This is a genomic window from Microcystis sp. 49638_E5 (assembly GCF_021300285.1).
In the GTDB taxonomy this organism is placed as follows: Bacteria; Cyanobacteriota; Cyanobacteriia; order Cyanobacteriales; family Microcystaceae; genus Microcystis; species Microcystis aeruginosa_C.
The window spans coordinates 1-23,345 of the sequence record NZ_JAJTDH010000011.1 but is presented as its reverse complement, the minus strand read 5'-3'; the positions used below and the strand labels follow the sequence as shown (position 1 = coordinate 23,345).

28 protein-coding genes, 1 tRNA gene and 1 pseudogene are annotated in these 23,345 nt (G+C 45.2%); 11 read left to right on the top strand and 19 right to left on the bottom strand.

Annotated elements, in window-relative coordinates:
* Positions 1-127 precede the first annotated feature (127 nt).
* From LW728_RS04955 to LW728_RS04940, 4 genes are all read right to left on the bottom strand, one after another.
* Entirely contained in the window at positions 128-3,283 is a 3,156-nt protein-coding gene (locus tag LW728_RS04955; RefSeq protein WP_287765500.1) for a tetratricopeptide repeat protein, read from the bottom strand.
* Positions 3,284-3,322: 39 nt separating this feature from the next.
* Positions 3,323-3,931: a COP23 domain-containing protein gene (locus LW728_RS04950; RefSeq protein ID WP_002763038.1), complete on the bottom strand. Its 609-nt coding sequence runs from the start codon at positions 3,929-3,931 to the stop codon at positions 3,323-3,325.
* Between the two features lie 59 nt (positions 3,932-3,990).
* On the bottom strand, positions 3,991-5,091 hold the full coding sequence (locus tag LW728_RS04945; protein WP_287765498.1) for a S1C family serine protease: 1,101 nt from the start codon (positions 5,089-5,091) through the stop codon (positions 3,991-3,993).
* 143 nt (positions 5,092-5,234) lie between these two features.
* A complete protein-coding gene (locus LW728_RS04940; protein ID WP_004163671.1) occupies positions 5,235-5,729 on the bottom strand; it encodes a tetratricopeptide repeat protein in 495 nt (164 codons plus the stop codon).
* A 178-nt stretch (positions 5,730-5,907) separates the two neighbouring features.
* Between LW728_RS04940 and LW728_RS04935 the strand changes: the two genes are divergently transcribed.
* Positions 5,908-6,465, top strand: coding sequence for a Uma2 family endonuclease (locus LW728_RS04935; RefSeq protein WP_004163670.1), 558 nt, complete (start codon positions 5,908-5,910; stop codon positions 6,463-6,465).
* Positions 6,466-6,800: 335 nt separating this feature from the next.
* On the opposite strand, the pseudogene LW728_RS23340 reads toward LW728_RS04935, so the two are convergent.
* Positions 6,801-7,541: pseudogene (locus LW728_RS23340) on the bottom strand (SWIM zinc finger family protein); the annotation flags it as partial.
* 115 nt (positions 7,542-7,656) lie between these two features.
* Here LW728_RS23340 and LW728_RS04920 point away from each other — a divergent pair.
* The 4 genes from LW728_RS04920 to LW728_RS23110 all read left to right on the top strand — a co-directional run bounded on the left by LW728_RS04920 (position 7,657) and on the right by LW728_RS23110 (position 9,833).
* Complete coding sequence (locus LW728_RS04920) at positions 7,657-7,938, top strand: ParB N-terminal domain-containing protein (protein WP_004163666.1); 282 nt, start codon at positions 7,657-7,659, stop codon at positions 7,936-7,938.
* A gap of 13 nt (positions 7,939-7,951) precedes the next feature.
* Positions 7,952-8,644, top strand: coding sequence for a helix-turn-helix domain-containing protein (locus LW728_RS04915; RefSeq protein WP_287765492.1), 693 nt, complete (start codon positions 7,952-7,954; stop codon positions 8,642-8,644).
* 546 nt (positions 8,645-9,190) lie between these two features.
* Positions 9,191-9,427, top strand: coding sequence for a hypothetical protein (locus tag LW728_RS04910; RefSeq protein ID WP_002799399.1), 237 nt, complete (start codon positions 9,191-9,193; stop codon positions 9,425-9,427).
* Positions 9,417-9,833, top strand: coding sequence for a putative toxin-antitoxin system toxin component, PIN family (locus LW728_RS23110; RefSeq protein WP_061433419.1), 417 nt, complete (start codon positions 9,417-9,419; stop codon positions 9,831-9,833). Before LW728_RS04910 ends, LW728_RS23110 begins: the two co-directional genes overlap by 11 nt.
* Before the next feature lie 234 nt (positions 9,834-10,067).
* Here LW728_RS23110 and LW728_RS04905 read toward each other — a convergent pair whose 3' ends face one another.
* Positions 10,068-10,916 carry a M28 family metallopeptidase gene (locus LW728_RS04905; RefSeq protein WP_287765489.1) on the bottom strand — a complete coding sequence of 283 codons (849 nt, stop codon included), beginning with the start codon at positions 10,914-10,916 and terminating at the stop codon, positions 10,068-10,070.
* 109 nt (positions 10,917-11,025) lie between these two features.
* On the opposite strand from LW728_RS04905, the gene LW728_RS04900 reads away from it, so the two are divergent.
* The gene (locus LW728_RS04900; protein WP_004163662.1) at positions 11,026-12,408 is read left to right on the top strand and encodes a flavin monoamine oxidase family protein; all 1,383 of its coding nucleotides are present in this window, start codon (positions 11,026-11,028) and stop codon (positions 12,406-12,408) included.
* A 79-nt stretch (positions 12,409-12,487) separates the two neighbouring features.
* Here LW728_RS04900 and LW728_RS04895 read toward each other — a convergent pair whose 3' ends face one another.
* Positions 12,488-15,013, bottom strand: a complete 2,526-nt coding sequence (locus LW728_RS04895) for a mannose-1-phosphate guanyltransferase (protein ID WP_287765486.1) — start codon at positions 15,011-15,013, stop codon at positions 12,488-12,490.
* A 206-nt stretch (positions 15,014-15,219) separates the two neighbouring features.
* Here LW728_RS04895 and LW728_RS04890 point away from each other — a divergent pair, with 206 nt between their 5' ends.
* Positions 15,220-15,411 (top strand): hypothetical protein, encoded by a 192-nt coding sequence (locus tag LW728_RS04890; RefSeq protein WP_039899592.1) that lies wholly within the window; start codon positions 15,220-15,222, stop codon positions 15,409-15,411.
* A 164-nt stretch (positions 15,412-15,575) separates the two neighbouring features.
* Positions 15,576-15,649 (top strand) — tRNA-Arg (locus LW728_RS04885).
* A 151-nt stretch (positions 15,650-15,800) separates the two neighbouring features.
* On the opposite strand, the gene LW728_RS04880 is transcribed toward LW728_RS04885, so the two are convergent.
* Complete coding sequence (locus tag LW728_RS04880) at positions 15,801-16,349, bottom strand: RDD family protein (RefSeq protein ID WP_108935332.1); 549 nt, start codon at positions 16,347-16,349, stop codon at positions 15,801-15,803.
* 208 nt (positions 16,350-16,557) lie between these two features.
* Here LW728_RS04880 and LW728_RS04870 point away from each other — a divergent pair, with 208 nt between their 5' ends.
* Together LW728_RS04870 and bioF are read left to right on the top strand one after the other, a co-directional pair.
* Positions 16,558-16,917, top strand: a complete 360-nt coding sequence (locus LW728_RS04870) for a DUF6464 family protein (protein ID WP_002765174.1) — start codon at positions 16,558-16,560, stop codon at positions 16,915-16,917.
* A gap of 47 nt (positions 16,918-16,964) precedes the next feature.
* Positions 16,965-18,122, top strand: coding sequence for an 8-amino-7-oxononanoate synthase (gene bioF, locus LW728_RS04865; RefSeq protein ID WP_287765483.1), 1,158 nt, complete (start codon positions 16,965-16,967; stop codon positions 18,120-18,122).
* Positions 18,123-18,180: 58 nt separating this feature from the next.
* On the opposite strand, the gene LW728_RS04860 is transcribed toward bioF, so the two are convergent.
* From LW728_RS04860 to LW728_RS04810, 11 genes are all read right to left on the bottom strand, one after another.
* Entirely contained in the window at positions 18,181-18,396 is a 216-nt protein-coding gene (locus LW728_RS04860; RefSeq protein WP_004163657.1) for a PIN domain-containing protein, read from the bottom strand.
* The gene (locus LW728_RS04855) at positions 18,383-18,625 is read right to left on the bottom strand and encodes an antitoxin family protein (protein WP_287665863.1); all 243 of its coding nucleotides are present in this window, start codon (positions 18,623-18,625) and stop codon (positions 18,383-18,385) included. The genes LW728_RS04860 and LW728_RS04855 overlap by 14 nt, the downstream gene beginning before the upstream one ends.
* A gap of 224 nt (positions 18,626-18,849) precedes the next feature.
* Complete coding sequence (locus tag LW728_RS04850; RefSeq protein ID WP_004163655.1) at positions 18,850-19,053, bottom strand: hypothetical protein; 204 nt, start codon at positions 19,051-19,053, stop codon at positions 18,850-18,852.
* A gap of 2 nt (positions 19,054-19,055) precedes the next feature.
* Positions 19,056-19,544: a type II toxin-antitoxin system VapC family toxin gene (locus LW728_RS04845; protein ID WP_002770872.1), complete on the bottom strand. Its 489-nt coding sequence runs from the start codon at positions 19,542-19,544 to the stop codon at positions 19,056-19,058.
* A 235-nt stretch (positions 19,545-19,779) separates the two neighbouring features.
* Positions 19,780-20,145: a clan AA aspartic protease gene (locus LW728_RS04840; RefSeq protein ID WP_008205585.1), complete on the bottom strand. Its 366-nt coding sequence runs from the start codon at positions 20,143-20,145 to the stop codon at positions 19,780-19,782.
* Positions 20,142-20,417: a hypothetical protein gene (locus tag LW728_RS04835; RefSeq protein WP_002739245.1), complete on the bottom strand. Its 276-nt coding sequence runs from the start codon at positions 20,415-20,417 to the stop codon at positions 20,142-20,144. Before LW728_RS04835 ends, LW728_RS04840 begins: the two co-directional genes overlap by 4 nt.
* A 223-nt stretch (positions 20,418-20,640) precedes the next feature.
* On the bottom strand, positions 20,641-21,012 hold the full coding sequence (locus LW728_RS04830; RefSeq protein ID WP_287765481.1) for a DUF5615 family PIN-like protein: 372 nt from the start codon (positions 21,010-21,012) through the stop codon (positions 20,641-20,643).
* Positions 21,013-21,015: 3 nt separating this feature from the next.
* Positions 21,016-21,246, bottom strand: coding sequence for a DUF433 domain-containing protein (locus LW728_RS04825; RefSeq protein ID WP_002779924.1), 231 nt, complete (start codon positions 21,244-21,246; stop codon positions 21,016-21,018).
* 234 nt (positions 21,247-21,480) lie between these two features.
* Positions 21,481-21,870 (bottom strand): type II toxin-antitoxin system VapC family toxin, encoded by a 390-nt coding sequence (locus tag LW728_RS04820; protein WP_287765478.1) that lies wholly within the window; start codon positions 21,868-21,870, stop codon positions 21,481-21,483.
* Complete coding sequence (locus LW728_RS04815; RefSeq protein WP_002739406.1) at positions 21,863-22,102, bottom strand: hypothetical protein; 240 nt, start codon at positions 22,100-22,102, stop codon at positions 21,863-21,865. The genes LW728_RS04820 and LW728_RS04815 overlap by 8 nt, the downstream gene beginning before the upstream one ends.
* Positions 22,103-22,580: 478 nt before the next feature.
* On the bottom strand, positions 22,581-22,889 hold the full coding sequence (locus LW728_RS04810) for a DUF2442 domain-containing protein (protein ID WP_002752921.1): 309 nt from the start codon (positions 22,887-22,889) through the stop codon (positions 22,581-22,583).
* A 186-nt stretch (positions 22,890-23,075) separates the two neighbouring features.
* On the opposite strand from LW728_RS04810, the gene LW728_RS04805 reads away from it, so the two are divergent.
* A partial coding sequence (locus LW728_RS04805; protein WP_502845970.1) for an IS1634 family transposase N-terminal domain-related protein occupies positions 23,076-23,345 on the top strand: 270 nt, incomplete at its 3' end.

The window sequence follows — 23,345 nt, the reverse complement described above, 5'->3', positions numbered from 1 at the left end:
AATAAACCCAAGGAAACCCAACAAAAAGATTCAGACAGATTTAGGTGTTGGCTGTTGGGTTTCGCTTTTCCTGAGAATTGAGAGGTTTTCTTTAACATATTTATTCGCTCAACCCAACCTACGAAACTCACCCCCCTAATTGTTGTAAAATCTGCATCACCTTTTCATAAGCAGCCATATTATTCTGTTGGAGGAATAATATGGCTGCTTGTTGTAGATCAATTTTTGCTTTTTCGGTTTGTCGTAATATGGCATATAAACCACCACGACCTAAGTAAGCTTGAGCCAAATTAGGATTAATTTCAATGGCTTTGCTGAAGTCAGAGAGGGCTAAATCGTATTTCTGCAAGTTATAGTAAAGAACCCCCCGATTGTAGTAAGCATTAGCATAATTAGGATTAATTCTAATAGCTTGGTTGTAGTCAGCTAAAGCTAATTCATATTTTTGTTGGTAAGAGTAAAGAACCCCCCGATTGTAGTAAGCCACAGCATCATTACGATTAATTTCAATAGCTTTGTCGTAGTCAGCTAAAGCTAATTCGTATTTTTCTTGGAGACGGTAAAGAACCCCCCGATTGACGTAAGCCTCAGCATAATTAGGATTAATTTCAATAGCTTTGTCGTAGTCAGAGAGGGCTAAATCGTATTTCTGCAAGTCAGAGTAAAGAACCCCCCGATTGTAGTAAGCATCAGCATCATTAGGATTAATTTTAATAGCTTTGCTGTAGTCAGAGAGGGCTAATTCGTATTTCTGCAAGTTTTTGTAAAGATTCCCTCGATTGTTGTAAGCCAAAGCATAATTAGGATTAATGTCAATAGCTTTGTTGTAGTCAGCTAAAGCTAATTCGTATTTCTGCTGGTTATGGTAAAGAAGCCCCCGATTGTAGTAAGCTTGAGCCAAATTAGGATTAATTTTAATAGCTTTGTTCCAGTCAGCTAAAGCTAATTCGTATTTCTGCAAGTCATAGTAAAGAGCCCCCCGATTGACGTAAGCCTCAGCAAAATTAGGATTAATTTCAATAGCTTTGTTCCAGTCAGCTAAAGCTAAATCGTATTTTTCTTGGAGACGGTAAAGAACCCCCCGATTGTAGTAAGCCCCAGCTAAATTAGGATTAAGTAGAATAGCTTTGTTGTAGTCAGCTAAAGCTAATTCGTATTTTTGTTGGTTAATGTAAATATTCCCTCGATTGCCATACCAAGCAGCACGGGGAGCGAGATCAATTGCCTGATTAATCGCCGCTAATCCCTCATCATAGCGTTTTAATTCACTTAATACTCCGCATTTCTCGTTATAGTAATTGGGGTTATTGGGAAGCAGAGAAATCGCCTGATTAATCACCGTTAATGCTTGCTCATAATTTTCTCTGGCTTCTCTTTCTCTACCAGCACTTGTTGAGAAGTCACCTAAAAAGCGATAAAATACACTTTGCCGTTGTAAAATACTACTGTGAAACTTCTTTAAATCTTCCCGTTTAGGTAAGGTATTAATCGCTTGTTGCAAAGCTTCCATAGCTGGTTGATGTTCGCGTAATTCAAATAACGCTAATCCCTTCCCATACCACGCTAAATAGACATTATCGGGGTCATTTTGCTTAATCGCTTCATCAAAGGCTTTAATTGCTTCCTCAAACCTGAATAACCGCCATAATTGTCCTCCCCTTTCTATCCAAATATCCGCCTTCGCATTGGTATTAGGAACAATAACACCAGTAATCGCTTGAATAATTTCTTGTTGTTGTTGCTGACTAACTTGGGGTTGAGCAGTGGTTAATAATTGCGGTTTTACCTTCAATCTTTCTTGCAATCCGATAAAAGTGCTAACGGGAATCCCCAAACTATACCCTAACTGAATTTTCCCTCCCCCTGCTCCTTCTGAACGTCCATGAATCCCTATTACTCTCCCCTGAGAGTCTAAGACTGCACCGCCACTCATGCCCCCAAATGTGATGCTGGTATAAACTAATTCATAGCCTTCGGTTAAAGAAGCAACACTTTGTAATGTTCCCCCTTGTTTATTCCTTAAAGGACTTTGGCGGGTTTGTAGTAATCCCTGTTCTTTATCGTTAATTATACCGCCACTAAACAACCATTTCGAGGGATTTTGGCCAATTTTTGGGAAGCCTGCCGCAAAAACAAAATCACCGGTATTTGGGTTATAATTCGCTATTTCCGCAACGGGATAATTGTCCAGGCTTTCAAACTGAAAGACTGCTAAATCTACCCCTTCCTGCCGGATGATGGTGCTTTTCTCGATGTTTCGAGTTTTGCCGTCGCTGGTGACGACGGTGTAGGTGTGATCGGGACAAGGTTCACTTGCAGCATCTTGACTTTCTTCCTTCTTCTCACATAATACATGGTCTGCGGTTAAAACCGTGTAAATATTGCCTTTTTTAGCAATAATTACGCCACTTCCATTGGCTTTACTGCTACTATCAATCCGCACGGTGAAACCCTTGGCTTTTGTTTCTAATTCGGCGATATAGCCAGTATAGGCGGTGGTTTCTATATCGGGGTTCACCTGCGGTAGGGGCAGGTTATAGGCGCTGAGGATTTCGGGCCGGATGTAGGTTAATAGGGTATGAAGGGGAATGCCCCAGTTAACCGCTCTCATCTGTTGGATTTCTGCGTCTGTGGGTTTCGTACCGTCTTCGTCGATGTAGTTAGAGAGAATCGGATGGGCCGATCGCCCGTTAATGCCGATTAACTCCCCATCGACAAAAATGCCGCCGCCACTCATTCCCTGCACGATATCGCCACTATAACCGACGCTGTAGCCATCCCGGAGGGGTCGATCGCTCACCTGTTCGAGGGTTCCCTTTGTTGTCCGATACTGTCCCGTTTCGGCAACATATCCCGCGGCCACCACTTCTAAACCGATCCTGTCTTGATTGGGGGTAAACTCCGCGATGGTGGCGATCGGATAATTCCTAGTATCGCTAAACTCCACTAGGGCCAGATCCTTATCTTTTAAAAGGGAATTCGGCGCGATCGAGGCTGTGCGGGTTTGGCCGTCGTGGGTTTGGATCTGTAGGGTGGTCGCGCCGCGGGTAACGTGAGCGTTGGTCAAAACGAGGTATATACTGCCTTTTTTCCCGATAATGATTCCCGATCCCCGATTTATCTCGCTAGTAATCTTAACAGTGACTTGACGGATCGATCGCTCGATCTGCGCGTTTGGGCTGTCTTCCGCCACGATCGCCGGAGCAGAGAAAGGGGATAGCGCTTTAACCGGTACGACGGGCAGAAGTAGGAGGCTTAGGAGTAGGGGAAAGGGTTTCAACATGGTTATTATGGGGAAATTCGGGGTAAAACAGCGAAAATTCTAGCGGGTGGGAACGCAATTATTTTGCGGGCCAGCAGATCTCGTACCACAGGGTGCGTCGCGATCAGCGAGTGGTGCTTTGGCGAAAAACTCCGTCATCGAGATATAGGTTTTATCTCCGGAATTCTGGAGGAGCATATCCGAGCTTTTCCCCTCTAGGATGTCCATGAGTTGTTGCAAGACTAAATCTGGATTATCGTGGGGTTTAAGGGTAAAAAGTTGGCTATTACCATCGCAGGGATCGCCGGATCGTGAAACGCTGCAGATGATCGGGTATCCCTTCGCCCGGCCGGTGGTGAGATAGTTAAAACGCCCTTGATTATATGCTTCCTGGAATTTTTTCGTGACTTCCTCGCAACGAACCGGGGAACGTTTGGAGAAATATTCCGATTTCCAGCCGATAATCCGCACATTGCCGCTCCTTTGGGGAATCCAAGCGAGGGTGGCGGGGATTTTTCCTCCCGATGCGCGATCGAACACCTCTTTACAGAAGAAGGTGACGCCATTCGGGGTGGTCGATTGGCTGAAACCGGGGGCGATACCACCGAGGAGGACAGTGGCGAGGAGGCCGACGCAAGCGAGACGGTGGGAAATATATCTAGAGTTCATAGGGATAGTTCCTCAGAAAATAGGGATTAGAATCGTGATTAGGGTCAAAATGGGATTATTTAAGGGTTAGCGGCGGCGTTGAGGGTGTAGCGACCCGATTCACCCCCTTCGCGAGAGGTAGCCACTAGGATATAAACTCCATCGGCGGGTAATTCGGTTACAAGTCGAGCGTTAAAATCCCCGGGGGCGCGATCGACACGCTGGTCACTACGGGCGACCTGTGGGTATTTTGTCCCCTCGGAAGATTGGAGAACGCGATAGAGGACAAGATAGGGAGCGATCTCGTTGCTGTTCATATCCAGAACGATTTTCTGTCCGGCACGACCCTCGAACCCGTAATATTGCTCGTTTTGGTCTTTGGTCAAGTTGCCTTGAACGGTCTGACCGTTAAGAGGGAGGGCGAGTAACTGTATCCGATCGTCCTGTCCTAATGTTGAGACGGTGGAGACATCGCCTGTTTTAACTGCGGTGAGGAAAGCTTGCAGGCGATCGAGGGAAACGGCGAAATTAATGCCGCTCTGGGTAAGGCCGATCGGGTTTCCCGCACCGTCGTAAACGTAACTCCCGATATCGCCTGCGACGTTAACCCCCACCACTTCCCCCCGTGAATTCAAAAGCGGCCCGCCGGAATTGCCTTTGTTGATATTAGCGTTGTGTTGCACAATGCCTTTTTCGGGGTCGAGACGGCTGATAATGCCCTGGGTGAGGGTGTTTTGATAGTCCTCGTTTAAGGGTGTGCCGATGGCGAAAACGCTTTCGCCGACTTTGGCGGAGTTCGGACGGGCGAGGGGAAGATAGGGCAGGTTTTGGCGGTTATAAATCCGCAGGACGGCTAAATCCACGCCATTTTTAGCGAAGCCGATCACGTCTGCCGAGGCCTGCTGTCCGTTGGAAAATTTCACCGTCACCACCCGGGGTCCGTCCGCAACAACGTGGGCGTTGGTAATGATGATACCGTCGGGACTGACCAGAAAGCCGCTACCGTGGCCGCTGCCATTTTTGACGGTGACGACGGCGGGGCTGGCTTTCTGATAGACTCTAGAAGCGGTCTGCTCCTGCGCGAGGATGGGTGGAATGTTTTCCATCAGGAAGTTTCCTGGTTGAACGAGTAGGCCAGTGGTGGCCAGTAGCACCGATAGGGTGAAAGTAATTGGTTTCATCGGGTTGGCTCCTCTTTAGTCGGGGGATACTTGCAAGTATGTTATCGTTGGTTTTTTTCCAATTATGCGATCAAGTTTTAAGTCTTCAGGTTGCTTTTTTCACAAAAGTTTAGAGGGGGAGCGCGATCGCTCTCCCTTGCAACTTACGCACCTATCTGCCGTAGTGCTTCTATGGCGCTGTTGTACATTTCTGTGTTTCCCTGCTGGCGAAATAATTCGGCGGCCGTTGTTAGATCGGCGATCGCATTTTGTCTCTGGTTAAATGCGAGATGGACGTATCCGCGGAAATGGTAAGCGTAGGCAGCGCGGGGGTTTAGTCGGATCGCGGTGTTCAGGTCTTGAAACGCCGGCCGCCATTGTTCACGAATCGTGTAAATCATGCCCCGACCGAGGTAAGCTTCGGTATAGTCTGGATCGAGTTCGATCGCTCTGGTGAATTGAGCGAGGGCGAGATCATATTTTTCCTGTAGGATGTAGTTAATTCCCCGGTTAAAGTGGGCGATCGCTTCTTTGTAGTTCGCTTGAGTGATCAGGGTTTCGGCTGGTTGTCGGCTTTCTAGGGCCATAACGGGGCGAACAGTGGCGAGGGTGGAGAGGCCGATTAGGCTGACGGTGGTGAGAAGGGCAAAGGATTTCATGGCTAGTTCCTCGGTAAGGGTGATTTGAGCTTCTACCTAATTCATCGGTTGTTTTTTTGGGAATATGCAGAATAGGGCAATCAATTTTTTTTCCTTTCGGATACAAACGGAAAAAGCGCGGCAATCGGGAGAGCTTTGTTATCATTTAGTGAAAAATACTTGTTTTTTTTGATGCAATATGGTAAGCAAATCCCCGACGATTACTGATGCGGAATTAATTCGCCTCAGTTGTCAGAACCCGGAATTACGCTTTGAACGCAATGCAGATGGAACCTTAGTCACTATGGCACCGATCGGAAGTATTTCGGCGAATCGAGAACTGAAAGCCGGCGCTCGCCTGCTCTACTGGGTCGAACAGAACGGGTTAGGAGAGGTATTTAGTTCTAGCGGCGGTTTTAAACTGGCCAATAGCGCGGTACGCTCTCCCGATGTGGCTTTCGTGGCGAGAGAACGTTTACCGTCCGGTTGGCAGGAAAGGGAGGATGAATTTCTCGATCTCGCGCCGGATTTCGTGATCGAGATCCGTTCTAAAACCGATAGTTTATCCAAGTTAAAGCGGAAAATGGAGGAGTATCGGGAGAACGGGGTGAAGTTAGGATGGTTGATCGATCGCCACAATAAACAGGCTTTCGTCTACCGTCAGGATGGTACGATTACCTGTTATCCCGCCAACGCGATTTTAAGCGGGGAGGATGTGGTTCCGGGGTTCACTTTGGCACTGGAAATCTTGCTGTAAGAGTGATCGCCATTTTTTAAATCCTACAGTAACCTGAGTTCGCGATAAGGAAAAAGACGGGTAGTAAAGCGAATAGAAGTTAATTTTTGGGCATAATCGCGGATATTCTCTGACCATATTTCTGAAAAATTAGCCGATTCTCACCGTAAAATCTTCTCTAAAACTGGAGCGCCTCATCCCTGTTGTAAGGCCACTAAACTCATCTCAAAATCGGCATTCCATTCATGCTGGTTATAATTAAATTAAAAATAGATTTTAGGTTTGATCCCCCCTGCCCCCCTTGATAAGGGGGGTGCCGATAGGCGGGGGGATCTGAAAGTTTTTAATACCTACCTACTTAAAATTGCTGCAGTTAAAACTCGATCGATTCTAGCACTTAAATCATCATTGATGTCACCGTAATCTTCTAAATCATCCCATTCCTCGATACAGGCGCTAATAATTGCTTCTAAAATAGCGAGGGCGTTATCCGGTTCTCCCTTTTGATAATAATCTTGGTTCTCATCCACTAGGGCGTAAATTTCATTAGAAATTGGCTCTTCTTCGTAGTAATATTCTTGGATCGCTCGCAGGGATTGCCGCAGTTCATTACGGACAGTATTACGATAAGCTTTGAGATTAATAGTTATCTTCACTGCCGCTTTATTAACTGGGGTAGCTGGAACTAAAAATTTATCAATTGTCTCGATAATTTCTGGGTGTTTAGCCACTAAATGATTAAGCAATTTTCTTAATTTACTTTCATCGATCGGTGTCAATAACTCCTCTAGGGAAGCTTTTTTGATAATTAATTATAGTTGACGAGAACAGGTTAATAAAACCGCCATAATATGCTTACACAAACCCTCGTAATACTAGGAACAAGAACAGGAGACATTCTCAAGATTATCTTGGTTAAAATCGATAGCAACTCGATAGTTTTTAACCTAACTACCATACACTAAAGCTTGTAGATTTTGCCCCCGTTGCCAAAGAGAAATAACCGCACCGTTATCGTAATAATATTGACCGCGCTGATAGGAAGCATTGGTGCTATTTTGCCGGATAATTTTTTCATTGATAGGAGGAATAGTCATAGTCAGCAAAGGAGAGGACTGACTGATAAAATCTTGTCTGTGTCAAGAAAACTGCCAGCACCGAGGCAGACCACTGCATCAGCAACCGAGTCAACTTATCTTCAGTTTAGCCTAAATGTGCTATAGTGAAGACAGTATGGAAATTAAAAACATTCCTCTGTCCCAAATTCGTCGTCCTTTACCGCGACAAACCGATCCCGAAAAAGTTAATCAGTTGATGCAATCGATCGCTGAGGAGGGATTGCGAGAACCGATCGATGTTTTGGAGGTGGATGGTCAATACTACGGTTTTTCCGGTTGCCATCGCTTTGCCGCTCATCAGCGTCTCGGTAAAGAAACAATTCTCTGTCGAGTTCGTCGCGCTCCTAAATCCGTTTTAGCTAAACACATCGCTTAAGCTGAGAAGTCCCATGAATGAGTCCTTATATAAATATCATCGGCAAAAATTAGAGCAGTTAATGGCAGAAATTGGCTGTAAAAACCTAGAAGAATTGAGTAAGTTATCGGGTCTATCTTCTTGGCAATTGCAGAGAGTTCGCCATGGTTTAATCGCCAAATTATCCTCTGAATCTTTGGTGAAATTAGCTAATGCGCTGCAGCTGCCAGTTAGCGATCTCCTCGCTCATTTTCAAATCCCGACGATGGGGACAGAGGATCGTTCAGGGGAATTAAAAATTCTCGAACAAGAGTATCAAAATTTACAGCAAAAATTAGACCAGCAAAAAGAAGAATTAGCCGAAGAATTTCAACGTCAAAGCATCGAAGCGATCGAATCTTGGTTAGTTCAATGGCCCACGGCCGAGGCCGTTGCCCGCAAAAATCCCGACCTAGCAGCCGTCAAAATCCTCTCCCTAGTTAAACCGATTATGCAGTTACTGCAGCGCTGGGGAGTGCAACCAATTCACAGTGTCGGTGATCATGTTAGTTACGATCCGCAAATCCATCAATTGATCGATGGTCAAGCAGAAATAGGTACACCCGTTTTAGTTCGTTATCGGGGCTATCGTCATGGGGAAAAACTACTTTATCGTGCTAGAGTGAGTTTAATTAAAGTAGAAATGCAGGAAATTAAACCAGCAGAAACAGAAAATGTCACCGCTTAAAGTGATAATTCTTGCAGAGCTTTAGTGCTGTGAAAAATTCCCCCGTGGTCTGCTTTTATCGAAAAAATCGGGTCTAAAACCTCGCCTTAAGACGAAAAGTTTTTGGAGCGGGACATAAATCCCCATTACAAAACTAATGGCTACTTGATAACCGCCCCCTGAACGGTTAAAATAAGATTATGGGTGATTCGGAGAAAAAAACCAGCAATGGTTACAGATGCTTGACGGAGGTTTATCTGTTGCCGATGTTAGGATACTACTATTAGCGACGCTTGAGCGAAATCCAACCGCATCAATGTCGTCAATAATGTTGGGTTTCTAACTGGGATTGGTGCGTTACGCTAACCCTAACGCACCCTACTGGACTGTTTCAGCTAAAATAGGGCAATAGATTTCGGCTTAAAGTCTTAGATTATAGAATTTATAGCATTTTTCTAATACACCAAATTAGCTGAAACAATCCACTACACTCAAGATTAAGAAGGAAACCGAGCAAAAAGTAATGAGAGGGTTGTTTTAAGTTTGTATTTGTGCTACTTTGAAAATATGAAAGCAACGATCCGAAACGTTAAAATTAGCGAGATCCCCACAGCGATCGAGCAGTTAGGTTTGTCCGCTCATGCGTGTGTCGATTTCACCATCGAGAATCATGAGATGACGGGAAACGAACAGGAAGAAACCACCCAAGCCTTGATGGAAGTGGTGAATGAAATTCGTGCTTATGCCAAGAGTCAGGGATTGACTGATGAGAAGTTGGAAGAGCTTTTAGTAGATGAATCGTGAACCCATAGTTATCGATACGAACGTCTTGATAAGCTTCGCCTTAAGCAGTACGACAACACCAGCTTTGGCTGTAGAATACGCGATTAATAACTTTATTATTCTGCAAAGTCCCGCAACTATATGCGAGTTGGTCACAAAACTTCTTCTCCCAAAGTTCGAGAGGTACATTACACTGGAGCAGCGCCGACAACTGCTAGTAAGAATTTTGGAAATTTCGCTGCTGATTAGACCTACTGACCACACTGAAATTTGCCGAGATCGAGACGATAACAAATTCCTAAATCTGGCAACCAGTGGGGAAGCACGCTATCTCATTACTGGTGACAATGATTTGCTTATACTGCAACGCTATGGGAAAACAGAGATCGTTACACCAAGGGAATTTTTAAAAATTGTTCGGCGGTGAAGTACAAAAAATCCAGTTTGAGTGAGATGATCGAAAGAACAACATTGATAGGGAAAAACACGGGATAGACTTTAATTTTGCCAAGACAAGTGACTTAAGCAGTAGGTTGGGTTGAGCAATAATAACTTTTGTCTGTCAAATATTAGCGACGCTTGAGCGAAACCCAACCACACCAATGTCGTCAATAATGTTGGGTTTCTCACTGGGATTGGTGCGTTACGCTAACGCTAACTTTTATCTTATCGGTAAAGATTGCAATCCAAAACAGAGACCTTGACACACTCGTGTTAGGAAATTTAAGTCTAAAGTAGCGATTGTATCCCGAGAACTATGATAATAGGGATTACGCATATTAGCCGTATCTGTCACCATAATTGCCGAATAACCGCGACTCCAAAAGGGAGAATGATCGCTGCGTCGAGTATCGGGGACGATATAACCTCCAAAAATTACCGGCAACCACTCGCAGGGAGTCTGATTTTCCCGCAGGACTCGACTGAGAAAATTTAAATCCTTGCGGGTTTTGAGATTGCCAATCAAAGCGATAAAATCCCCGGTGTTGGGGTAAAAATGTTCTAGAAAAGCCGGATATTTTTGAGAATGGGGATTTTTATCACAGTAACCGAGCATTTCTAAGGATAACATTAACCTTAAATCCTGCTTAGTTTGTTTTAATTTTTCTGCGTAGGCAATGCTCCCCAGTAATCCGTATTCTTCTAGATCGAAGGCAATTAAACGAATTGGATAATTAGCCTGATTCTCCCCAAAAAACCTCGCTAATTCTAATAATACCGCTAATCCCGTGGCGTTATCGTCGGCCCCCGGCGACCCCGGCACCGTGTCATAATGAGCGCCAATTAAAATCGGAGGTTTTTGACTGTTGTTAGGCAAATCCAAGATTAAATTTTCGTAATTTTTTCCCTGAAAATGGAAAAAATGTGATTCAACTTTTCCCCAATTGCCTAACTCTTGCCGCAGGTATTCTCGCACATAAAAATGTCCTTGACTAGAGAAAAAAGGGTTTCTTTCTCGGACAATTTGTTCTAGGTGTTGGCTTAAGCGATCGCTAAGAAGATCAAACATTGATAGCAGCAGATAATTTAATCAAAAGAGCCAATGGATAGAGAAACTAAGGCAAAAATCGGGGAGAATAATAATTGTTAATTATCAGGTATTCTGTGGGGCTAAAATCATGACCAATCTCCAATTGACTAACTATGAGTGTATCGTGATCGGGGCGGGATTAGCAGGATTAATCGCCGCGCGGAATCTCCAGAGGCAAGGTCATCAAGTTCTGGTAATCGAAGCGCGAAATCGTTACGGTGGCAGAATGTCTGGACAATATCTCCCCTCCGGACAGTGGATCGATCGAGGTGGTCAGTGGGTCGGTCCAACCCAAGAGCGTTTTTTAGCCCTCCTTGATGAGTATAAAATACGTCGTTTTCCCTCTCCCAATCAGGGAAAAACCGTCCTAGTGTTCAACAACAAACGCTATGAATTCAATGGTTTTTTTCAAGGTTTCCACGAGGGAGAAGTACCCGATATCGGCGCGGCAGAATGGCAAGATGCGATGTCAGCATGGGCGCGTTTTCAAGAACTAGCCAAAACCCTACCTTCAGGTTATCCCCAAAGCAACGATCACACCAAAAAACTAGACAGTAAAACTTTTGCCCAGTGGATTGAAGAAAACACCAGCACAGATTTTGGTCAATGGTATTTTGCTTATATGGCCCGTGCAGTGGGGTTTCTCGGACCAGCCGAACCCAACCAAGTCTCACTGCTGCACGTTCTTTGGGGACAAAATTGCGCCCCTCAGGCCGAACATCCAGAAGCCGAACTGATCCATGGCGGAGCCGGACAAATTCCCGACAAGATCGCGGCGGAATTAGGAGAGCGAATTCGACTGGGGGAACCGGTTTTTCGCCTTAATTATGACTCGGCCGGCGTGACCGTAGAAACCAGCCAGAATACTTTTACCGCCAAATTTGCCATCATTGCCATGCCACCCCATCTTGCCGGCCGCATTATTTATCATCCCCCGCTACCACCCCAGCGAGAACAACTAACCCAACGAGTACCGATGGGATGCTGCGCTAAAATCCTCATTTCCTATGAGCAACCTTTCTGGCGAAAACAGGGACTAGCGGGAGTTGCTCAAGGGAATTGTCAATGGTTGGAACTCTGTGCTGATAGTTCCGATCCCGAAACCGGTGTCGGGGTAATCGCCACCTTTGTGGTTGGCGATCGCTATAACCGTTGGCGCTCCATGAGTGGCCCAGCGCGTCGTGCCGCCGTTCTCTCGGATTTAGCTATTTATTTCGGTCAAGAGGCACTTTTCCCGATCAGTTACGATGAGGTGGATTGGCCCGGGGATCCCTGGACTGGTGGCGCATATTCCGCTTTTATGCCCCCCGGAGTCTGGACAAGTTTCGGCGAGGCTCTTTTTACTCCCGTCGGACCGATTCACTGGGCCGGCACAGAAATGGCCGATCGCTGGCCGGGATTTTTTGAGGGAGCGATCCGCACCGGTGAGGCAGCGGCCGATCGAATCGCCTTGCTTTTGCGGGAAAAATGAGCATCTACAGGGCTACGCCACCTTTTAGGTCAAAAAAGTCATCATAGTCAAGTTTCGGGGCTAATAGGGCAGAAAACTCTTAAATCATCACTATTTCGCCCTGGTAATGTTCGACGAAATACTGCACACGATGACGATATTCTTTAATTGTCCGATCGACCCATTCCCGCTGCTCACTGTTAGCATAGATATGCACTAAAGGTTCTCCAGCATCGGGTAAAATCAACACCCAGTCATCATTAAGGGGATTAATCACCTTCACCCCATCGATCAACTCTAGATTATCGGTAGCGTGAGTCTCCACCAGATAGCGCATCAAGGATCCCTTTACTTTCCAAGGACAACGCACCGCCGTATTCTTATTGTAAATGCGCGGTAACTCGGCCCGCACCTGAGCTAGAGAACGTTCCTGAATGGTTAACATCTCCAAAAGTTTCGCCACGCTGAACATGGCATCGAAACCGGGATGTAATTGCGGAAAAATAAAGCCAGTTTGCCCATATCCTCCCAAAACCACATTAGGATTAGTTTGACATCCTTCCATTAAAGCGCTAGGACTGGCTTTTGTCCGCACCACCCGGCCATCGTGACGACGCGCGATCTGTTCCACGGCACTAGAAGCATGAACCGGCACTACCACTGTACCGCGAGGATGGGCGGTCAGAATTGTATTCACCATTAAAGCAGTTAATTGTTCCCCGCGAATCGATAAACCACTCTCATCGACGAGGACTAATTGTTCCCCGTTGGCCGAAACTTGTACCCCTAAGTTCGCTTTCAGGGCCTCCACCACATGGCCCAATTGATGGATCAGTAACTCTCTTTCCTGCATGGAAAGGGCATTCTGACGTAAACTGGCATTGAGAACCACGGCATCACAGCCAAATTTAGCCAGTAATTCTGGTAAAATTGCCCCTGAGACTCCGTAGGCGTAATCAATGACGATTTTGGAGCTACTATTGCGAATAGCCTCCACATTTAGCTGAGTTTCAAAGGTTTTGCGGTAATTATCGAGAATATCAGCCGGATAGGACATACTGCCGATGTCCTGCATTCCCACCCGTCGCAGATCTTCTTTGAAATAGGCCCCTTCGATTTTCTTTTCCCTCGCTTTGGAAACATTAATCCCTTTTTCGTCTAAAAACTCGATTAAGAGAAAATCCGGGCGATCGGGATGGATACGGACGTGAATGCCACCGACTACGTTTAATTTAGACACTAAAGTCCGCGAAATCGGTAAAGCATTCGCTTGTAGGTTTTGGATATTAACTCCCACGGACATTAAACCGGCAATCAGCGATCGACTGACCATGCGCGAGACACTACGTTGATCCCGGGAGACGATTACCGTTGACCCCGGTTTTAGAATGGAACCGTAGGATGCCCCCAGTTTAACGGCGAATTCGGGCGTGATATCGATGTTAGCCAGGCCCGATACTCCTCGTTGACCAAAGAGGTTTTTATGGGCAGTATTTCCCCAAATCAGGTTAATATTGAGGATGGCTCCCGATTCGATCTGTTTACTCGGCCAGACTCTTACCCCGGAATTGATCTGCGCTTCTTCCCCCACGATCGATAATTGTCCAATCACCGCACCTTCGTGTACCTGGGCCCGTCGATCGATTCTGGTTCCCCTAGCGATCGTACAAGCGGCTAAATTGACCTCATCCCCGATCACTACACCATTCCAGAGGATGGGACGTTTCAGATCGGAACCGGCACCGATGGTGACATTATCGCCGATAACCGAACCCCTCTCGATCAGAACATTTGCACCAATGCGGCAATGATTGCCGATCATGGCCGGGGCCTCAATCTGGGCGCTAGGATCGATATAAGTATTAGTACCGACCCACACCCCGGGGGATTTTTCTCGATAGGGAAATTCTAGGTTAACTTTGCCGGATAAAGCGTCGTATTGTGCTTCTCGGTAGGCCTCCAGATGACCGACATCGCACCAATAACCATCGGCCACATAACCATACATAGGTTCGCCCCTTTGCAGCAGCAGCGGAAACAAATCTTTAGAAAAGTCGGCTTCTTCTTTGTAAGGGAGATAATCGAGGACTTCTGGTTCAAGAATATAGGTTCCGGTGTTGACAGTATCGGAAAAAATCTCGCTGGTGGATGGTTTTTCGATAAAACGGCGAATTCTGCCTTCTTTGTCGGTAATCACTACCCCAAATTCGATCGGATTGGGAACGCGCGTCAGGACGAGGGTTGCTTTCGAGTTTTTGCTTTTATGGAATGCGATCGCTTTTTGCAGGTCAAAATCGGTGATACTATCGCCACTAATCACCAGAAAGGTATCATCTAACCATTCGGCAATATTTTTCACACATCCTGCGGTGCCTAGGGGTTGATCCTCCTCCACAGCGTAGGTGATTTTTACTCCAAAGTCGCTGCCGTCTTGAAAGTAGTCGCGCATGACATCGGGGAGATAGTGCAGAGTGGTGATAATTTCAGTAATGTCATGCTTTCGCAGTAAATTAATAATATGTTCGGCGATCGGACGGTTGAGAATCGGGACCATCGGTTTGGGAAGATCACAAGTAAGCGGACGTAATCTTGTCCCCGAACCACCTGCCATTAGTACCGCTCGCATAACTTCCTCCCAAGGCTATCTTTTCGCCGTTTTTAAATATTTTTTGCAAATTATGGCTTTAGTTTTCCTATCTCGATCGAGCTAGTTCCTAACCGGCATTCTAACACCGTCCCCCCGATTCAGGACAATATTTTCTTTTCCCAAGCCGGCAAAACCCAAGCTTACAATGGGAGATGTGAATTGTCTAAATCCAAGGATGAGATGACATGAGACTGGTTGTTTTTCTCTTAATAATTGTTTACGGTGTCGGTGGTTGGAAATTCTGGAATGGATACAGAAGCACTAACTTTAGTTCCAGTTTACCCAATCGTTTAGCTCTAACACTGTTCTGGCCGCTTCTGTTGGCTGTTAATCCCGCCTACCGCAAGAATTTTCAAAAAGCCCTCAAGGGCAAATAAAATTAACATACTGCCAAGGTTGCGGCCATAAAACAAAAAAGGGAGTGGGTATCGAGGCGTTTTCTGCTGGATTAGTCGAGATTACCCCCCCAAAAAACCCTTAAATAATCCATGGCAATCAGCAATTTAGCCATGGATGGCTTATCATGGTTAGGGAAAAAATTGGGGTCGTAGCTCAGTTGGATAGAGCGAGTGCCTCCTAAGCACTAGGCCGCCGGTTCGATCCCGGCCGATCCCGCCTTTTTCAGTGATCAGTTAGATGTTGGGGTGTGGGGAAGTGGGAATTATGAATTATGAATTATGAATTATGAATTATGAATTGGGGGGTGGGGAGAATAAATAAAAGCAATCTCCTGTCTCCCGTCTCCTGTCTCCTGAATAACCGGTATTTATCTTCTCATTCTGCCCTTAACTTGATACCAAAGCCTTCTTAAACGTAGATCGAGAGAAAAACCCCGACGGGTGGGAATAACAATCGTGCCACCGATGCGATCGTGGAAAGCTCGGTTCAATTGCTCATCACCGATCGCCATACCACAATCGGCGAAAAGGGGCGAAGATAATAAAATCAAACTTAAAGGATTGCCAAAAAAAGTATTTAACCCTACCATCATTAAAGCTGCCCCGCCACCAGCGATCGCCTCTCGTTTGCTTAACTCCAAAATTCCGGGTAAACGCTGAAGTCGCAGATCGATGACCTTCATATCCAAGGCCCAACGTCCTAAACTCTGACCCTGATTCTGCGCTACCAATAACACCCGCAAACACCACCAGATCAGCAGAAAAAGGAAGAATTGCAGTACAGGCGCACTATTAGCAAAGGAGCTTAAAAACCAGATCGAGGCAAAGTCGATCAGGAAAGCATAGGCCCGACGATCTAAGGGAATTTTCGGAAATTTTTGCGGTAGATTATCTTCAGGCGGGATGGGGTAAACCATAAACTAAATTCTCGGAAAAATCCTGCTGTTTATCTTCTACTCTAATCGGGAAATTGGCAATTCTAGAGTGAGTGGAACGAACCACAGAGACACAAAGGACACAAAGATTGATCGCTATTATATAAGTTAAACTTATCACACAAAGAATAAGAGAGCCAGAGATCTAGGCTACCATTGAGCAAAGGTAGCCCAGAATACAGGGATAATCATGGAGCAAGATTCATTACTAACGGAGGTTATTCTAACCCATCCACGGCAAAGTTTGGGAGAGATCCAATTGGATTGGATGCCACAACCGGGTAATTATTTGGCCTTAAAAGGACAAACCTATGCGGTTTTGGAACGTCACCACCAGTATCAATACAAGATTGGTGGCTATTGTTTACGCAAAATTTCCCTTTATGTACAAACTGCTCCCACTCCTAACGAAAAAAGTTTGATTGAAGGACGTTGGGTGATGGGGGATGCTAGTTGTCGTTTTAACGCCAGATCCGAACTGTTACGCTGTGCGATTAACCCCTCTGGTCCCTGTCAAGATTGTCGTTTTTACGAAACTATTAACCCTTAAAAGAGCCTTTTTCGGCAACAATCTGACTATGTATTGACAAATCGCCTATGAATCATCCTTATTCTTGGATCGAGGATAGCTTAAAAACCCTCCATCGGGCCAATTGGTATCGAAGGGTTAAAACCATTCAAGGCCAGGGCGGAGCCGTTATAGAATTAGAGGGTCGATCGCTGATTAATTTTGCCAGTAATGATTATCTGGGATTAGCAGCCGATGAAAGAATGATCGCGGCAGCCATAGCAGCCACACAACGCTATGGAACTGGAAGCACCGGTTCGCGTCTATTAAGTGGACACCGAGATCTTCATCGAGACTTAGAATTAGCGATCGCATCTTTTAAAAATAGCGAAGACGCGATCGTTTTTAGTTCGGGATATTTAGCCAATTTGGGGACAATTACCTGTTTAGTCGGGCAGAAAGACCTGATTTTAGGCGATCAGTACAATCACTCTAGCCTGAAAAATGGAGCCAAGTTAAGCGGTGCCACGGTGAAAGAATACCGGCACAATAGTCTCGAAGATTTAGAAAATCAGTTATTAGCCCACCGCCATCACTATCGTCATTGTTTACTGCTCACCGATACAGTGTTTAGTATGGATGGGGATATCTGTCCCCTAGCGGGAATTCTCGCTCTAGCCGAGATTTATAATTGTATGGTTTTGGTGGATGAGGCCCACGCTACCGGGGTTATGGGGGAAAATGGCACAGGTTGCGTGGAATATTGTGGTTGTCAGGGACGGGAATTAATTCAGATGGGAACCCTGAGTAAAGCTTTGGGCAGTTTAGGGGGATATGTGACCGGAAACGCCAAAATTATCGATTTTATCCGCAATCGCGCCGCTACTTGGATTTATACTACCGGTTTATCCCCCGCCGACACCGCCGCCGCTAGAATGGCTCTAGAGATTATTCATCTGGAACCGGAACGTCGCCAACGCCTACACCAAAATATTAATTTTGTCAAGAGTAACTTAAATAATTTTAATATATTGCCTTCGGAAGCGGCGATTTTATGTTTACCGGTAGCCAATCCGGGTCAAGCCCTAGAATTATCGCAAAAACTGCTAGAAAAAGGCATTTTTGCCCCCGCAATTCGTCCTCCTACCGTTCCCACCAGTCGTCTGCGGTTTACTGCCATGGCCACCCATAGCCGCGCCCATCTAGAGGTTCTTGTCCAGTCTATTGGCGAATCTTTGCCCTCATAGGGAAAAAGTTTTTGGTGGGAGCAGGGTATGGGAACGGTTAAGTTGAGCGGCGGCAGGTTTAGGGACTCTTGAAAGGATTGACAATTTTCAGCCCATCAATGTCTGAATACCCAAATGGCTCAAGTTTGCGGCTTGCCGCTAAATATTCGCAGGCAACCTGCCAAATTAAAACTCCCTCTGTCAGATTAGCTACTAGAGAAGCTGCGATTGTCTGCTTACCGGGATCACGCGAATCATTGACGTAAATTAAAACATTTGTGTCAACGGCGTTCATGCAACATATCTCTCGTAAACTGGGGAGCATCAGAGGGAATGGGGTTTTGTTGCATTCGCTCAACAAGCAGCCTTAAAAAATTCTGCCTAGCCGCAATATCGGTAATCTTTGGGGGAATAATTTGAGGTGATTTGACAAAAAGCTCCACCTCAGTGCCTTCAGGTAAATCGTAAGCTGTTTGAAGGATGAACGTACCACTATGATAAATCGCTTTCAAGGCTTGGAGCATGGGGAAATCTCTATCACAAGAATTAGGGGTGATTTAGTTAGCTGCTTACAGTCTAGCCTACAGGATTGCCCCTCTATTTTAACCAACGCTAACATTCCTCAACTGGGCCCACCAGAGCGGCATCGCACTTTAACCCACAGCTTCAATCAATGTGCATGGTGCGTTCCGCAAAAATCGATCGGTGGAGCAGTAGGAGTCACATTAGGGAACGTACCCTACGGCTTTCAGTGCCTGAAGACGATCGCACTCTCGGTCGGGTGCAGTGATTTGTTATACTGTCGCTTGATCGGGAGCTTAATAACTTTACGTCCACTGGCAATTTGCTTTTCTCTAAGATCGTCAAATATTGCCTTGAGATCATAATTAAAAGATTTTGCGTATTCTTCTCTATATTTATGAATTTCTTCGACAATTTCATCTTTATACATAGTTATTCTCCTCGAAGCTTAAATCCTATGAACTCGTAAGGGGTACAAACAAATGGCAGCCTGTATCCAAGCTCAAGACTAATTTGAGATAGCTTTCTTTGAATTTGAGCGTTTGCCATGTGCTTACAATTCCATGTTAGTAGATAGTCTAAGCCATAAACGGTTGCTAGTGCCATGTGTAAGGCATCATTAGACGCTTTGGGGGGTAGGTTGCTTTGTTGTAGGAATTCTTGTGCTAGAGCGATCGCTTCTTCGGTTAGATCGAGAAAAATCAAGGACTGTAACAAGTTCTGTCTTTGAGTAGCAATTTTTGAATCTCCTCTCGATGCTTCATCTTCAACAATTTCCGAAACATACAGAACCAATGAACTACTATACTCATCCCACCAGTCTTGTGTAATCTTAATGTTAGCGGCAAGAATCAGGTTTTCTGTTGGTCTTGCGGTTAGATGACCCAAAATACTGGTTTCAATATAGACGGTTTCGCTCACGGCAATCTAGAAAATCTATCCCACGTCTATCCTACTGCATTTAATCTTGGTTTTGAGGGAGTTGGGTAACAACCGTCAACCCAAGCTACAAGATCAGCATCGCACTTAAACCCACAGTTTCAATCAATGTGCATGGTGCGTTCCCCAAAAATCGATCGCTGGAGCAGTAAGAGCCACATCAGGGAACGCAGCTTACAAGATCGGCGTGCTGCTACGCAGTGCCTTCGGCATCGCACTACAAATCATCAATCGTTACCAACCCACCTTCCGTAAACTGAATCACAAGTTCATGGCTATCTAATAAAGCAGTTCCAACCAGGGGTCGCCGCCCTGTGGCAAATACACGAGTTTCTCGCTCCTCACCATTCCAGATAATAATTGCTTTGTGAAGAGGCAGCATTACTTGGCTGTTGTCTGCTAAATTCGCACGCATATCGTACCTGAAAGGAAGATTCAGTAATGCTACTGCTTCGGGTGGTAAACAAAGCTCATCTGTAAATCCTGTATCTACTACAAACTCAATCGGAAAGTCAGCGCGATTTGGAATCCGAAATGGGATAGTGATGATCGGGTGTCCATTAGCCACAATACCTGAAATCACTTAACTACACGCTCCATAACACCCCCACCAAAAGCGGCAGCAACGTTGTAGCCAATTTTGATCCCAAAGAGCCGAGCATGGGGGTGTTTCTCGCTCAATAAGTCAGCAGCGTGTAAGCCATTTTCATCAACTTTGTAGTCACCTGTTTCAATGTCAATGATAACCATCTTGCCAATGTTTTCTTCAACTTCCACCTCTTGGCGGATTCTGCTTTCGTACAGTTTCTCTGCACGTTGAGCAACTTCTTCACGGCTTAAAAGGATTGCTTGCATATACTAACTCCTGATTACGATTTGACTTCTGGAGACCCCTCTATAATATCTCACAGGTCTGTAGGATGAGCTAATGCCCATCCTACTAAGTCTCTATAAGATTGGTGTACTGCTACGCAGTGCCTTCGGCATCGCACTTAAACCCACAGTTTCAATCAATGTGCATGGTGCGTTCCCCAAAATCGATCGGTGGAGCAGTAGGAGCCATATTAGGGAACGTACCCTACAAGATCGGCGATCTCACCGTTAAGTCTCTCATTCTAATTTTGTCTTCTTCAATAACTGTAAAGTGTCCATACCAGTCATCCCGCAATGAGATAACCTTGGCAACTTTCTCAGCGACTACAGATGCAGAAGGTACTCTTATTCTAAACAAAATAATACCAACACTGGCCGGCAACCTTGAACGAAAGGCGAGTTCTCCAAAATCTTTATCAAATGTCAAGAGAATACGATTTTCTGCTTGGGCGCGACTTAAAACTTCCCAGTCCGAGATTCCGGGGGATTCCACCCTAATCCACAGGACATCATGGCCATTTTGTCCTAGGGCTTCAACCGCATCAAGGGGGAAATTTTCGTTCGCTAGAAAACGCATCAGTTAAGCAGGAATAGCATAGACTTTCTCAGACTTGAGCATTACACTAGCATAGCTAAGACAAGCTTGAATATCTTCTACTGTAATACCTGGGTAGTTTCGCAGAATTTCATCAATACTCCAACCTTGGGCGAGAAGATCGATGATAAATTCAACCGCAATCCTTGTTCCTTTAATGATAGGTTTTCCCACCAAAATATCGGGATTTAGTGTAATTCGAGTTTCCCAGTCCATAGCTACATCATTGAAAGTGTTTTCAAAAAGGTAAAGGCTGCATGGGACGCACCCTATATCTCGTTTTATTATAACAGGATTTGGTATCAAAGATGCAATCAATGTGCATGGTGCGTTCCCCAAAAATCGATCGCTGGACCAGTAGGAGCCACATTAAGGAACGCACCCTACAAGATCGGCTGTTTACACCCTCCACCGAGGACTTGCGGCATAACGGTCTAGTTAGGCTTTTCGCTAAGGGTAGGGTAATACATTTAAATTTTGAATAAATCGGTAGTCTCGTTGATTCTTGGTGATAAAAGGGTAATTCCATATTATTGCTGTACCTGCAATCAAGCCATCGGCAATCAGCAAACCGTGACTTAGCCGATACAAGCGAAGTAAGTCAACCGCTTTGTCTGAAATAGGTTGGTCAATTCTGATTACATCAAACTGTTGAAGGAATTTTTCCAGCGTCCGTAACTCTGACTTGTTAGTGCAGCCAACAATTGGTTCCATTTGTGTAACTACGCTAATTGCTAATCTGGAACTTGATTGTAGCCTTTGCAGACAATTGACTGCTTCAGGAATACCACGACCAACATCAATGATTATGTCGGTATCTACGATAGTTGAACTAGCCATTTGTCTTTGACCACTCGCTTTCTCGTAAATTTCGCACCCAAGTAGTACTATCTAAATCTTGACGATCGCGCCACATTCCAACAAAGGGATCATTAACTAAATCAACATTTGACGATGCAGACAGAGGTTCAGAATATATGTACTTTTGTTTCAAAAAAGCGATCAGGCTGACTACTTGGCTCTGTGCTTCAGCAGGCAAAGATAAAAATTCACCTAAAATCTCATGAGTCATGGTTGTATCCTCCCCCATATCACGCCCAAAAGCGTGTTAGCCAGATTAGCTTACTGCAAAGAGCTTCCTTTAAGGAGACTTATCACCGAAGCCTTCTGGGAATCTAGCAAAGATTCTTGTATCTGGCTGCACTTTGTCACAAAATTTCACTATTATTTCGGGTAAGGTATGGTAAATCCCTTGATAGATAGGGTTTACTGAAAAAGTTTGTTGGTGGGGCTAGGGTGTGGGGTGTGGGGTGTGGGGTGTAGGGTTTTACCGATTTTCAGGCGGTCAATTACCTAATTTTCAGGGAAAAAGTACCTTAATTTTACCCCCGATCACTCCGATAGCCAGTACTTTTTGATTTCCCAAAAGTCTAAAAGTCTTACCCAACAAGGTTTTTAGATTTATTCAGCAAGCTCTAAGTAAATTTTGATATAAATTACAGGGCAAGAATGGAGGATTTGGGGTGGCACAACAGAAACATTGTCCCCATTTACTCGGTTACAGTTTGTCTGCGAGTTGTTAACCATCGATTCAGGGAGCGTGAACTCTCGCTACTGCGCCGACCAGCTAATAGTCCTTCGATACCAATATGCTCATCTAGATCGAGCCATTCGATAGCACATCCATCCGCTAAGAGTTGCCAATTTTGACGCTCGGCGGGGGAGGCGTGCAGTAAACGAGGGTACCATGTTAGCGGAACGGTGATGCTGCGACCGTCGGCTAGGTCGATTATTAATTTATCGTCGGTTAGGGTCACTTGATGGGCAATTGGCTCGGTTTCAAGGGTCAAAGTAATCATGCCATGCGCTTAGGATTGCGGGTTGATGTTCTGTTATTACTGAACTTCCCCCATACATATATACTATAATAGCCGAAAACCCTTATCCATCAATGGATACGCCCCTTAACTTTTCTTAATGTACCCATGTAATTTGTAACACTTCTTAATGGACAAGAATTCTCTCCATTTGCTAGAATGATAGCCATGTATATAGAAAAAGTTCCTAACCGTAATTCCCCCCCCGCTGTTCTTCTTCGAGAGTCCTACCGAGAAGGAGATCAAGTCAAAAAAAGAACCCTTGCCAATCTCTCAAAATTACCCGATGATATTATCGACAATCTGAAACTGGCTCTTAAAGGAGCAACACTGTCCATGAATGAAGGCATTCCCAATCATTTTGAAGTGATTAGAAGTCTTCCTCATGGTCATGTGATGGCTATTTTAGAGACGATTAAAAAATTAGGTTTAGATAAA